The organism is Rhizobacter sp. P5_C2, from assembly GCF_054049715.1.
This window is the reverse complement of record NZ_JBFULV010000072.1, coordinates 21509-34037: the sequence shown is the minus strand read 5'-3', so window position 1 is coordinate 34037 and position 12529 is coordinate 21509. Positions and strand designations below refer to the sequence as shown.

12 protein-coding genes are annotated in these 12529 nt (G+C 68.5%); 4 read left to right on the top strand and 8 right to left on the bottom strand.

Features of this window, described 5'->3' with window-relative positions:
* Positions 1-1788 (bottom strand): metallophosphoesterase (locus ACXJLU_RS23255; RefSeq protein ID WP_457335054.1); only part of this gene is annotated, 1788 nt, incomplete at its 3' end.
* Positions 1789-1920: 132 nt separating this feature from the next.
* On the opposite strand from ACXJLU_RS23255, the gene ACXJLU_RS23250 reads away from it, so the two are divergent.
* Positions 1921-2394 (top strand): helix-turn-helix domain-containing protein, encoded by a 474-nt coding sequence (locus ACXJLU_RS23250; protein WP_457335052.1) that lies wholly within the window; start codon positions 1921-1923, stop codon positions 2392-2394.
* Complete coding sequence (locus ACXJLU_RS23245) at positions 2387-3097, top strand: nucleotidyl transferase AbiEii/AbiGii toxin family protein (RefSeq protein ID WP_457335050.1); 711 nt, start codon at positions 2387-2389, stop codon at positions 3095-3097. Before ACXJLU_RS23250 ends, ACXJLU_RS23245 begins: the two co-directional genes overlap by 8 nt.
* 4 nt (positions 3098-3101) lie before the next feature.
* On the opposite strand, the gene ACXJLU_RS23240 is transcribed toward ACXJLU_RS23245, so the two are convergent.
* Positions 3102-4493, bottom strand: coding sequence for a glycerophosphodiester phosphodiesterase family protein (locus ACXJLU_RS23240; protein WP_457335048.1), 1392 nt, complete (start codon positions 4491-4493; stop codon positions 3102-3104).
* A 156-nt stretch (positions 4494-4649) separates the two neighbouring features.
* Here ACXJLU_RS23240 and ACXJLU_RS23235 point away from each other — a divergent pair, with 156 nt between their 5' ends.
* Both ACXJLU_RS23235 and ACXJLU_RS23230 read left to right on the top strand, forming a co-directional pair.
* Positions 4650-5357 carry a glutathione binding-like protein gene (locus ACXJLU_RS23235; RefSeq protein ID WP_457335046.1) on the top strand — a complete coding sequence of 236 codons (708 nt, stop codon included), beginning with the start codon at positions 4650-4652 and terminating at the stop codon, positions 5355-5357.
* A gap of 111 nt (positions 5358-5468) precedes the next feature.
* The gene (locus ACXJLU_RS23230; RefSeq protein WP_200799055.1) at positions 5469-5642 is read left to right on the top strand and encodes a hypothetical protein; all 174 of its coding nucleotides are present in this window, start codon (positions 5469-5471) and stop codon (positions 5640-5642) included.
* Here the strand turns inward: ACXJLU_RS23230 and ACXJLU_RS23225 are convergent, their stop codons facing one another.
* The 6 genes from ACXJLU_RS23225 to acnD all read right to left on the bottom strand — a co-directional run bounded on the left by ACXJLU_RS23225 (position 5643) and on the right by acnD (position 12518).
* Positions 5643-5915 (bottom strand): DUF3297 family protein, encoded by a 273-nt coding sequence (locus ACXJLU_RS23225; RefSeq protein ID WP_073468718.1) that lies wholly within the window; start codon positions 5913-5915, stop codon positions 5643-5645. It lies immediately after the preceding gene.
* 95 nt (positions 5916-6010) lie between these two features.
* Positions 6011-6487, bottom strand: a complete 477-nt coding sequence (locus tag ACXJLU_RS23220; protein WP_457335043.1) for a hypothetical protein — start codon at positions 6485-6487, stop codon at positions 6011-6013.
* Positions 6488-6725: 238 nt separating this feature from the next.
* On the bottom strand, positions 6726-7523 hold the full coding sequence (locus ACXJLU_RS23215) for a response regulator transcription factor (RefSeq protein WP_143171828.1): 798 nt from the start codon (positions 7521-7523) through the stop codon (positions 6726-6728).
* Positions 7524-7761: 238 nt separating this feature from the next.
* Positions 7762-8625 (bottom strand): isocitrate lyase/PEP mutase family protein, encoded by an 864-nt coding sequence (locus ACXJLU_RS23210; RefSeq protein ID WP_457335041.1) that lies wholly within the window; start codon positions 8623-8625, stop codon positions 7762-7764.
* A 19-nt stretch (positions 8626-8644) separates the two neighbouring features.
* On the bottom strand, positions 8645-9844 hold the full coding sequence (prpF, locus tag ACXJLU_RS23205; protein ID WP_457335039.1) for a 2-methylaconitate cis-trans isomerase PrpF: 1200 nt from the start codon (positions 9842-9844) through the stop codon (positions 8645-8647).
* Positions 9845-9863: 19 nt separating this feature from the next.
* Positions 9864-12518, bottom strand: coding sequence for a Fe/S-dependent 2-methylisocitrate dehydratase AcnD (acnD, locus tag ACXJLU_RS23200; RefSeq protein WP_457335037.1), 2655 nt, complete (start codon positions 12516-12518; stop codon positions 9864-9866).
* Positions 12519-12529 lie beyond the last annotated feature (11 nt).

The following is a 12529-nucleotide window of genomic DNA, read 5'->3' as shown; positions in this document are numbered from 1 at the left end:
GGCGGTGGCCCAGTCGGCCGCCAGTTGCGTGGCCGGTGCGGCGACCGGGCTGGCCGGCGGCGTGCCGGCGGCGGCGCAGGTGGCGCTCAGCGGCACGATGCCCGGCGCATCCTTCAGCTGCGCCAGCGTGACGGCCGTGTTCAGCTGCGACAGCACCAGCATCTGCTGCAGCGTCAGGCCGGTGGCGGCTTCCTTCATCTCGCAGGGCCAGTACTCGTCCATGAAGCGCAGGCGCGACAGCTCGCCGAAGTAGTAGCGGGTGAACTCGCCGTAGCTCTTGGTGTCGAGCACGCCGTGGTTCCAGCGCTTGGCGATGTCGGCCGGCACGGTGCTCGCCTGCAGGTAGTCGTACTCCGCCTGGTAGTGCGGGAACAGCTCCTTGAAGCGCGGCACGTCGTTCAGCGCGACCGTCTGCACATCGGCCACGTCGGCGCTCTTGTACGTGACGATCTTGTACGCCGCACCATACACCGCGAGCGACGGCGACTGCACGTTGGCCAGGTAGCGGCCGGTGCTGTCGGTGTACTCGTTGCTGCCGTTGAAGTGCATGTGGCCGCCGACGTGCAGCTGCAGCCCGGTGGCGGCGAGCGCCTGGGTGGTTGCCACCTCGGGCACGCGCGAAGTCTGGAACGCGCCCGACTTGAACACTGCCTTCATCGCGTCGGTCTGGTTCGCGTAGAAGTCCATCGTCGGGTAGTGCGAGAACGCGATCAGCTGCTTGCCCTCGGCCTTGGCGCGCGCGCTCACGTTCTTGATCCACTCGACCAGGTGCTTCTTGTGCGTCAGCACCTTGTTCCAGCCCGCGTTGCCGGCACCGTCATAGCCCTTGAAGACCTTCGGGTTGGCGGGGTCGAAGTTCGCGTTCGGGATGTAGACGTTGGCGTCGATCGACAGCAGCCACAGGCCCTTGGTCGGCTCGACCAGGTAGCTCGCGTCGACCAGGCTGCCGCACCTCGTATAGGCCTTGCCGAGTGCCGCTTCGCCGGCCGCCTTGTAGGCACCGCCTTCGCCTTCCAGGCAGATCTCGAACTGGCGGTTCGACAGCGCCGACTGCGTCTTCGCATCGGTGTAGTTGTAGCTGGTGTACTGGCTGAACGGCGTCTCCCACAGCACGTCGGTCGAGGTCGGCATGAAGCCGAAGTCGCCGAGGCGGGCGATGATGTTCTCGTAGCCCAGCTCCTTCAGCTGGTCGGTGCAGACCACGGTCGGGTCGGCGGCCTTGCAGGCGGCGTTGCCGGTGGCGAACACCTTCTGCTCCCTGCCGGCCTGCGTCAGGAAGTCGTTCTTGCCGGCTTCGTTGTCGTCGAACGGCTCGTTCGGATCGTGGTTGCCCGGCGCGATGAAGAAGCGCATGCCCTTGGCACGGTACTCCTGCAGGATCGCGGCGATGCCGTCGACGTTCACCGGCTGCGCGTCGTCGGTGTAGTCGCCCGGCAGCGCGACGTACTTGATGCCCTTCGCGAAGGCATCGTCGAGCGCGGCGCGGAAGGCGAAGTAGTTCTCGTTGAACAGGCGCGTCGACGTGAGCTGCGCGTACATCGTGCGGATGGTCGCGTTCTTGCCGCTGGTGGTCGGGATGCCGCTGAAGCTGCTGCTCTTGAAATCGCCGTACACGTCTTCGAAGTGCACGTCGGTCATCAGAGCGACCGACGGCGAGAAGGCTGCCGGCGCCGGTGCCGGGGCGGGGCTACCGCCGCTGTCGCCACCGCCGCAGGCCGTGACGGCGGCGAGGATGGCGAGGGTCGCGAAGGCGGAAGGAATCAGGGTGCGGCGCAGGGAATGCGTCATGGGGGACAGCTCGTCGGTTGCGAAGCTGCCGATGGTGATGTCGGATGGTGACGCGAGCGTGACGCTCGATGTTGACTAAAAGTGTTTCTCATTCTGGACATTGATCGATTAATGACTAGAATGAGAAACATCATGCCAGCCACCTCACCGCCGCTCCGGGATGCCAGCAGCACTGCCCTGGGCGAACTCGGCCAGCGCATCCGCGCGCAGCGCAAGCAATTGCGCATCAGTGCCACGACCGCCGCCGAGGCCGCTGGCATGTCGCGCGTCACGCTGCACCGCATCGAACAAGGCGAGGCGTCGGTGTCGATCGGCGCGTGGATGAATGCCGTGACGGCGCTGGGGCTGCGGCTCGACATGGTCGATCCGCACAGCGTCGACAAGCCTGCGAGCGTACTGCCCGAGACCCTGCGCCTGTCCGACTTCCCGCAACTGGCCGCGCTGGCCTGGCAGCTGCACGACATCGACCGGCTCACGCCGCAGGAAGCACTCGACCTGTACGAGCGCAACTGGCGCCACGTCGACCAGAGTGCGCTCGGGCCGGACGAGCGCGAGCTGATCGAGCGCTTGACGCACACGCTCGGCGGAGGGCGCCTGCTTGTTTGAACGCGAGCACCACCGCCGCATCGAGCAACTGCTGCGCTCGCTCAACGCGCCGCTGCTGCACGACAAGGGCTGCTATTTCGGCGGCGGCACGGCCATGGCGCTGCGCTACGGCGAGTACCGCGAATCGATCGACGTCGACTTCCTCGTCTCGGGCATCGACGGCTATCGCGCGCTGCGCCAGCTGACCGGTGGCGCCGACGGCATCGGCGCACTGGCGGCACCGGGCCATCTGCTCGACCCGGTGCGCCCGCTGCGCGCCGACCAGTACGGCCTGCGCACCCAGCTGCGCGTCGACGGCGTGGCCATCAAGTTCGAGATCGTGCTCGAGGGCCGCATCCAGTTCGCCCCCCCCGGCCCGTCGGACCGCATCGCGGGCATTTCAACGCTCACGCCGCTGGACATGGCGGCGGGCAAGCTGCTCGCCAATGCAGACCGCTGGGCCGACACGAACACGCACAGCCGCGACCTGATCGACCTCGCGATGATGGTCGCGCCGCGTGCGCTGTTGAACCGTGCGCTGGCGAAGGCGGCAACCGCCTACGGCGACAGCGTGCAGGAAGCGCTGGCGAAATCACTGACCGCCGCGCTCACGCGCGAGCGGTGGCTGGAACGCTGCATGAGCGCCCTGGGCATGCAATGCGTTCCCGAGGCGCTGCTGCGCAAGCGGCTGAAGGCCTTGCAGCCCCGACCGCTGCGCAACTGAACGATCAGCGCCCCAGTTCCTTCAGGTACGCCGCACGCGCCGCAACGCCGGTATTGGCGAAGTCGGTGAACACGCCGTCGATGCCGGCACGGAAATACGGCAGGTACTCCGCGACCGGATCGCCGTTGTAGAGGCCCGGCAGGTACTGCTTTTCATTGCGGAAGGTGTAGCTGTGCACGACGAGGCCGGCCTTGTGCGCATCGGCGATCAGCGAGGTCGGCGTCACGCTGTTGATGTCGGCCATCTTCGTGCCGCCGGCATAGGGCACCTGCTTCCAGGCCATCACCTGCGGCTTCCACGGACCGATACCGTCGGCATACGTCTTGATCTCGGCCAGGCCGGCCGGCGTCAGCATCGCGTCGAAGTAGCGGCCGTCGCCGTTGATCGTCCAGCTGTACGGGCGGCCGTCGACGAAGGTGTAGACGTCGGAGGTCGAGTAGGTGACGACACCGGTGTCGAGGTGCGTGTCGTTGCCGTCGATCAGCTGCACCACGCGCGCCTTCAGGCCGATGCTGCGCAGGTACTTCAGGCTGGCCGGGTCGAAGCTCTGCACGAAGATCGGCGAGGCCAGCGTGTTGAGGTTGTTGTCGACGACGAACTTCAGCACCGCATCCTCGAACGGGTGGCCAGTCTTCGCGGTGTCGCAGCCGTTGGCGATCGCCTGCTGGTTGTTCCAGTACGGGTTCTTGACCTCCGGGTACACCGTCAGCGTGCGGCCGGTCGACGTGCTCTTCGCCTTCGCGATGGCCAGCACCTCCTGCATCGTCAGCACCGGCTGCGTGCCGTTCTCGGCGGTCGGGCGATCGGCGCGCGCGTCATACGTCGTGCCCTTGATCCACTGCTTCAGCTCGGCGGCCGTGAAGTCGGTGATCGACCAGTCGTTGGTGTGGTCCTCGCCGTCGACGATCAGCGACTTCAGCACCGACTTCGGGTCGGCCGGGTCGGTCAGGTCGCTCAGGTACTGCTTCGGCTCGTTCGCGTTGGTCGGCGGCGACACGGTGTACGCCACGTTGACCAGCCGGCCCGGCACCGTGCGCTTGCGCGCGGCGACTTCGGGCACCGTGGCCACGTTGGTGTTGTCGCTCAGCCAGGGGTTGTGGCGCGCGACCAGCACGCAGTCCTTGCTGAGGTGCAGGTCTTCCTCGAGCGAATCGGCACCGACGTCGGCCGCGGCCTCGTAGGCGGCCTGCGTTTCCTCGGGGTGCAGGCCCGGCAGGCCGCGGTGGCCGATCACCAGCGGCGCCTTGCCGTCGAGCGTCGCGAACGGCTTGGCTGCCGGCGCCGGAGCCGGTGCGGGGTCGTCGTCGCTGCCGCCACAGGCGGACAGCGCGGCGCCGGCGAGCAGCGTCAGGGCGAGGAGGCGGGCACGGGTGGGTCGAACTGCGGTGTTGGGCATGGCTTGTCTGAAGTTCATCGGGACTGATGAGCCGCCGATGTTCGGCGGGGCGGGTGACAGCACTGTGACCACCATAGTTCACCCACCGGCGCACGGAAAGTCGGACAGGGGCAGAATCGCCGGCTGCATCCCACTACGCCCTCACCGCACCCCGCCATGTCCGACCTGTCTGCCTTCCCGATCACCACCAAGTGGCCCGCGCAGCACCCCGAGCTGCTGCAGCTCTATTCGCTGCCGACGCCAAACGGCGTGAAGGTGTCGATCATGCTGGAGGAGACCGGGCTGCCGTACGAACCGCACTTGGTGCGCTTCGACACCAACGACCAGTTGTCGCCCGAGTTCCTGTCGCTGAACCCGAACAACAAGATCCCGGCGATCCTCGACCCGAACGGCCCCGACGGCAAGCCGCTCGCGCTGTTCGAATCGGGCGCGATCCTCGTCTACCTGGCGAGCAAGACCGGCCAGCTGATGCCCACCGACACCGCCGGCCGCTTCGAGACGCTGCAGTGGGTGATGTTCCAGATGGGCGGCATCGGCCCGATGTTCGGCCAGCTTGGTTTCTTCCACAAGTTCGCCGGCCGCGAGTACGAAGACAAGCGCCCGCGCGACCGCTACGTGGCCGAATCGAAGCGGCTGCTGAAGGTGGTCGACGAGCGGCTGAAGGGCCGCGACTGGATCCTGGGCGACGCGTACTCGATCGCCGACATCGCGATCTTTCCGTGGATCAACAACCTGTTCGGCTTCTACGAAGCGGGCGAGCTGGTCGGCATGACCGACTTCCCGAACGTGACGCGGGTGCTGGCGGCCTTCAAGGCGCGGCCGGCGGTGCAGCGCGGGCTGGGGATTCCGAAGCGACCCGTCTGATCCGGTAGGAAGGGGACTACGCGCAACGGCGTGGTCCGCTGATCGGCAGCAGGCGCGCGGGTGACTAGAGTCGCTCGACACGGGCAGCGGTTGCCCGCAAGGAGCAACACCATGTCGTTCGCGCTCTATCTCGTCGGCCTCGTGCTGCTCGTCGGCGGCGTCGCCTGGGGCTTGGTGACGGCCGGGCTCGCACCGGTCTACGTCGGCATCACCTGCCTGATCGTGCTGGGCATCGGCGTCATGATGGCGGTGTCGCGCACCCGCACCAAGGACCCGTCGAGCTGATCAGCGGTAGAACGACTCGACCTGCCCCTTCAGCTTGAGCATCAGCGGCTGGCCCTTGCGGTCGACCGAGCGGCCGGCGGGCACCTTGATCCAGCCTTCGCTGATGCAGTATTCCTCGACGTCGCCGCGCTCCTTGCCGTTGAAGCGGATGCCGATCTCGTGCTCGAAGATCGCGGCGACATGGAACGGGCTGCGCGGGTCGACCGACAAGCGGTCGGGCAAGGCGGGCCGGTCGGCAGGAACGGGGGCGGGCGTGGCGTGGACCTCGGTCATGGGCAGGGTTCCTGATCGGGAAATGGAGAAAAGCCGACATTCTGCGACACCGGTCGCAGCCTCCGATCAACAACCCGCCCCGAGGCCTCGAATGACTACGCGCAGCGCGTGGTCACCGTGTGGCTGTGCGATGACCCGATCGACGACTCGACCGTGACGGCAACCCCGTCCTTCAGCTGACGCAGATTCGCGACCGTCAGCAACACCGTGTGCGTGTGCCCGGACGAGCCCTGAATGTCGTAGACCTTGTCGACCGTCGAATCGAGGTCGGCCGCCGGGACGTTCAGCACGTGGCCATGGTTGCCGGCGATCGTCTCGGTGCAGGCCGTCGGCGCGGCCGGAGCCGGAGCCGGTGCGGGTGCCGGTGCCGGAGCCGGTGCGGGCGCAGGAGCAGGAGCCGGCGCAGGCGCGGGTGCGGGCGCAGGCGGTGTCGCGGCCGCTGGTGCAGGCGGGCTGCTGTCGCTGCTGCCGCCGCAGGCTGCGAGGCTCGCGGCAGCGACCGACGACAGCGCCACCGTCAGCAGGCGCCTGCGGTGCAGGAGGTCGGCGGGCATCGATGCTTGCTTTGTCATGGGGGATCTCCTCGAAAGCGCGGATGGTCCCCAGAATCGGTGCGTGCGCCCAGCAGGTTTTCGCTTCGTTTCGAGATCGACACTCCTGCGCCGCGACGGACCGGATGCGACGACACATCCCGTCACGGGTCGCGCGACGCCCTGTGGATCGGAGCACTTTGGAGACCTTGCGCAGCGGATTGGCATCGGCCGCAGCGAGGGCCTGCTGCACCGCTTTCCGATGGCCCGCGCGCGCGGATCAGGCGCGCAGCCGGTAGCCCGACGCGTAGACCGACTCGATGTGCAAGGGCGTGCCTTGCTGCTTCGAGACGAGCACGCATTTCTGCCGCAGCTTGTAGAGGTGCTGCTCGATGGACCGCTTGTTGGCGACCTCGGTGTTGCCGAACAGCGCGGCCGACAACATCTCCACCGTCGCGAGCCGGCCAGGGTGTTCGAACAGGACCTGCGCGAGGCTGCACTCGCGGGCCGTCAGGCGCACGCGGTGGTTGGGCGACGCGAGCAGGGCCTGCGCCGTGTCGAGCGAATAGAGGCCGACCCGAAGCGTCGGCCCCTGCGAGGGCGACGCGCCGGCGCGCACGCGGGCCAGCACGCGCTGGACCAGGCCGGTCGCGCCCTCGGCTTCGGTGGCGTAGTCATCGGCGCCGCGCATCAGCGCCTGCGCGATCGAGTAGGTGTCGCCGGCCCCGACCGCGACGATCGGCGCGCGCGATGCGCCGCGGGTGCGCAGCACATCGAGCCAGTCGCGGCTCAGCGCGGTGTCCCCTTGCACGAGAATCGCGTCGAAATCCGTCTCCTTCCAGGCCTCCAGCAAGGACTCGGGTTCACTGAACTGCTCGACGTCGATGGCGCGGGAAGCAAAGGCAGTCGTCGCGCGAAGGCTCTCCGCGCGCAGGGTCCACAGTGCGGCAATCCTCATAGGTCCGATCGGCTTTTCAGGGGGTGCGTGATCCGGTGGCGGCACGCCTGCCACCACACCTGCATTGCAGCGCAGGTTACGTGCCCGTTTCGAACCGCCTGGAACCGTTACCAGCTTCACGCTAATTCGATCGGCCGCTGACCAATCTCGTCAGATGACGAATGGGAGGGCTGGAGGTCGGACAAAAACTGACGGAGTCATGACCAAGCCGGTCGGACGGTGGGGAATCGGGGGCGATGAGGACCCATCGTGACCGAGGGCAGTCCCTCGCCTCTTTTCATCGATAGGTGGAATGGTCACAACGCCGTCATGAATCCGTGCTTGCGCCCACGCGTGGCCGCACCCCGTGCGGCGGCCCCTAGCGCGCGTAGCGCCCCTCCAGCTCATCCCACCGCGGCTTGTCCACCAGCCGCTGCCGCTCCGCGAACGGCACGACGAGCGTCGGGTCTTCGTCGACGCGGCCGGCCTGCTGCAGCGCGCCCAGCACGCGCTGCATGCCGGCCACGGCGCCTTGCAGCGCGGCGTTGGCATACAGCACGAAGCCGTAGCCCAAGTCCTTCAACTCGTCGGCGCCGACGATCGGGGTCTTGCCGCCGATCACCATGTTGACCAGCTGCGGCGCCGCCAGCCGCCGCGGCAGCGCACGCACCTCGTCGGCCGTCGTCACCGCCTCGACGAACAGGATGTCGGCACCGGCCTCGGCGAAGCGCTGCGCGCGCTCGACCGCCGCGTCGAAGCCCTGCGTCGCCGCGGCATCGGTGCGCGCCATGATCAGCAGGTTCGGGTCGCGCCGCGCGTCGACCGCGGCCTTGATCTTGCCCACCGCTTCGTCGAGCGCGATCACGTCCTTGCCGGCGAAGTGGCCGCAGCGCTTCGGCGCCACCTGGTCTTCGAGCTGGATGCAGTCGGCACCAGCACGCTCCAGCGTGCGCACCGTGTGATAGACGTTCAACGCGTTGCCGAAGCCGGTGTCGGCGTCGACGATCAGCGGCAGCTCGACCGCATCGCGGATGCGCGCCGTGTGGTCGGCGATCTCGGCCAGGCCCATGAAGCCCTGGTCCGGCATGCCGAACCACATGTTGGTGACGCCGGCGCCGGTGATGTAAATCGCCTCGAAGCCCGCGTCGGCGATGACCTTCGCAGACATCGCGTTGAACGCGCCGGGAACGATCACGCCGCGGCGAGCGGCGGCAAGGGCCTTGAGTTGTTGACGGGTGGACATGCGCTTCTCTCGTTCAGATTCAGAAACTGTCGCCGGGCACGCGCACCCAGCCTTCCATCAGCACGCGGGCGCTGCGGCTCATCAGGGCCTTCGTGACGGACCACTGGCCGTCGTCGGCCTGACGGGCCTCGGCGCCGACGCGCAGCGTGCCCGACGGGTGGCCGAAGCGCACCGCAGCGCGCGTGCCGCCGCCCGCGGCGAGGTTGACCAGCGTGCCGGGAATCGCCGCCGCCGTGCCGATCGCAACGGCCGCCGTGCCCATCATTGCGTGGTGCAGCTTGCCCATCGACAGCGCCCGCACCAGCAGGTCGATGTCGGCGGCACGCACCGCCTTGCCGCTCGACGCCACGTAGTCGGCCGGCGGCGCGACGAAGGCGATCTTGGGCGTGTGCTGGCGTGTCGAGGCCTCGGCCACGTCGCGGATCAATCCCATCCTGACGGCGCCCCAGGCCCGCATCGCCTCGAAGCGGGCCAGCGCCGTGGCATCGCCATTGATGGCCTCCTGCAGCTCGGTGCCGGTGCAGCCGATGTCGCTCGCGTTGACGAAGATGGTCGGGATGCCGGCGTTGATCAGCGTCGCCTTCAGCGTGCCGACACCGGGCACCTCGAGCTCGTCGACGAGCCGCCCGGTCGGGAACATCGCGCCACCGCCGCCCTCGTCCTGTCCTTCGGCGGCCGGGTCGAGGAACTCGAGCTGCACCTCGGCCGCGGGAAAGGTGACGCCATCGAGCTCGAAGTCGCCTGTCTCCTGCACCTGCCCGCCCGCGACGGGCACGTGCGCGACGATGGTCTTGCCGATGTTCGCCTGCCAGATGCGCACGGTGCACAGCCCGCTCTGCGGCACGCGCCCGGCCGGCAGCAGGTCTTGCGCGATCGCGAACGGGCCGACCGCCGCCGACAGGTTGCCGCAGTTGCCCGACCAGTCGATGAAGGCCTGGTCGATCGACACTTGGCCGAACAGGTAGTCGACGTCGTGGCCGGGCCGCGTCGACGGCGACAGGATCACCACCTTCGAGGTCGACGAGGTCGCGCCGCCCATGCCGTCGATCTGCTTGCCATAGGGATCGGGGCTGCCGATCACGCGCCGCAGCAGCCGGTCGCGGGCCTCGCTCGGCTCCTGGCAGCGCGCGGGCAGGTCCTGCAGGCGGAAGAACACGCCCTTGCTGGTACCGCCACGCAAGTAGGTGGCGGGGATGCGGATCTGGGGGACTGCGGTCATGGTGCGGGCCTTCGATACCTCAGGCTGAACGGGTGGTTTGTGTTCCTGTCTGTCCCGCGAGGAAGTCCTGCGCAAACCGCTGCAGCACGCCGCCCGCCTCGTAGACGGACACCTCCTCGGCCGTGTCGAGCCGGCAGGTGACGGGCACCTCCAGCGTCGTGCCGTCACGCATTCGCACGCGCAGCCGCAACTCGGCGCGAGGTGTGCGTTCGCCCAGCACGTCATAGGTTTCGGTGCCATCGAGCCCGAGCGTCAGCCGGCTGGTGCCTGCTTGAAACTCCAGCGGCAGCACACCCATGCCGATCAGGTTGGTGCGGTGGATGCGCTCGAAGCCTTCGGCCACCACCACCTCGACGCCCGCCAGGCGCACGCCCTTCGCGGCCCAGTCGCGCGAGCTGCCCTGGCCGTAGTCGGCTCCGGCGATGACGATCAGCGGCTGCTTGCGCGCGAGGTAGGTCTCGATGGCCTCCCACATGCGCACCACGCGGCCCTCGGGCTCAAGGCGGGCCAACGAGCCGGCGCGCACCGTGCCGTCGTCGCCGCGCACCATCTCGTTCTTCAAGGTCGGGTTCGCAAAGGTCGCGCGCATCGCGGTCAGGTGGTCGCCACGGTGCGTGGCATACGAGTTGAAGTCTTCCTCGGGCAGGCCCATCCGCGCGAGGTATTCACCCGCGGCCGAGTCGGCCCCGATCGCGTTCGACGGCGACAGGTGGTCGGTCGTGATGTTGTCCGGCAGGATCGCGAGCGGCCGCATGCCGGTCAGCGTGCGCGGGCTCGCGGCCAACGCGCCCATGCCCTCACGATCCCAGTACGGCGGGCGGCGGATGTAGGTCGATTGCGGCCGCCAGTCGTACTGCGGATCCACCCGTTCGCTGCTCTCGGCAGCAATGGCGAACATCGGCTCGTAGACCTGCCGGAACATCGCCGGCTGCACCGACGACTGCACCAGCGCATCGATCTCCGCATCGTCGGGCCACAGGTCCTGCAGCCGGATCTCGCGGCCGTTCACGACCGCGAGCACATCGCGCTCGATGTCGAAGCGGATCGTGCCGGCGATCGCATAGGCCACCACCAGTGGCGGCGACGCGAGGAAGGCCTGCTTCGCCTGCGGGTGGATGCGGCCGTCGAAGTTGCGGTTGCCCGACAGCACGGCCGTGGTGTACAGGTCGCGCTCGGCGATCTCGTGCTGAATGGCAGGAACGAGCGCGCCGCTCATGCCGTTGCAGGTGGTGCAGGCGAACCCGACGATGCCGAAGCCCAGCGCCTCCAGCTCGGGCAGCAGGCCGGCCTGCTTCAGGTACAGCTCCACCGTCTTCGAACCCGGCGCGAGCGAGGTCTTGACCCACGGCTTGCGCACCAGGCCGAGCCGGTTCGCGTTGCGCGCCAGCAGCCCGGCCGCGATCACGTTGCGTGGGTTGCTGGTGTTCGTGCAGCTGGTGATCGCGGCGATGACGACCGCGCCGTCCGGCATCAGGCCTTGCGCTTCCTGCGCGCGGGCCTGGTCGAGATGGGCCGCGATGCCGCGTTCGGCGAGTGCGCTGGTCGGCAAGCGACGGTGCGGGTTCGACGGCCCGGCCATGCTGCGCACCACGCTCGACAGATCGAAGCGCAGCACGCGCTCGTAGCGTGCGCCGGCCAGCGTGCCGGCCCAGAAGCCCGCTGTCTTCGCGTAGGTCTCGACCAGCTTCACCTGCTCGCTCTCGCGACCGGTGAGGCGCAGGTAGTCGAGCGTCTGGCCGTCGATGTAGAACAGTGCCGCGGTGGCGCCGTACTCGGGGCACATGTTGGAGATCGTCGCGCGGTCGCCGATGGTGAGGCCGCGCGTGCCATCGCCGAAGAACTCGAGGTAGGCGCCGACCACCTTCTGCAGGCGCAGGAACTCGGTGAGCGCCAGCACGATGTCGGTGGCGGTGATGCCAGGCTGCCGGCGGCCGCTCAGCTCGACGCCGACGATGTCGGGCAGGCGCATCCACGACGCGCGGCCGAGCATCACGTTCTCGGCCTCCAGCCCGCCGACGCCGACCGCGATCACGCCCAGCGCATCGACGTGCGGCGTGTGGCTGTCGGTGCCGACGCAGGTGTCGGGGTAGGCCAGGCCGTCCTCCACCCAGACCACCGGCGACATCTTCTCCAGGTTGATCTGATGCATGATCCCGCTCCCCGGCGGGATCACGTCGACATTGCGGAAGGCCCGTTTCGTCCAGTCGATGAAATGGAAGCGGTCTTCGTTGCGGCGGTCCTCGATGGCGCGGTTCTTCGCGAAGGCCTGCGGGTCGCCGCCGCCGCACTCCACCGCGAGCGAATGGTCCACGATCAGCTGCACCGGCACGACCGGGTTCACCGCGGCGGGGTCGCCGCCCTGCGCGGCGATGGCATCGCGCAGTCCGGCCAGGTCGACCAGTGCAGTCTGGCCCAGGATGTCGTGGCAGACCACGCGCACCGGGTACCACGGGAAGTCGCGGTCGCGGCGGCGCTCGATGACCTGCAGCAGGCTGTCTTCCAGCAGCGCCGGATCGCAGCGGCGCACCAGGTTCTCGGCATGCACGCGCGCGGTGTACGGCAGCCCGTCCCAGGCCCCGGGGCGCAAGCCGTCGACGGCGGCACGGGCATCGATGTAGTCGAGCGCGGTGCCGGGCAGGCGCTTGCGGAATGGAGAAAAAGCAGGAGAGGTCATGCGCGGGAGCC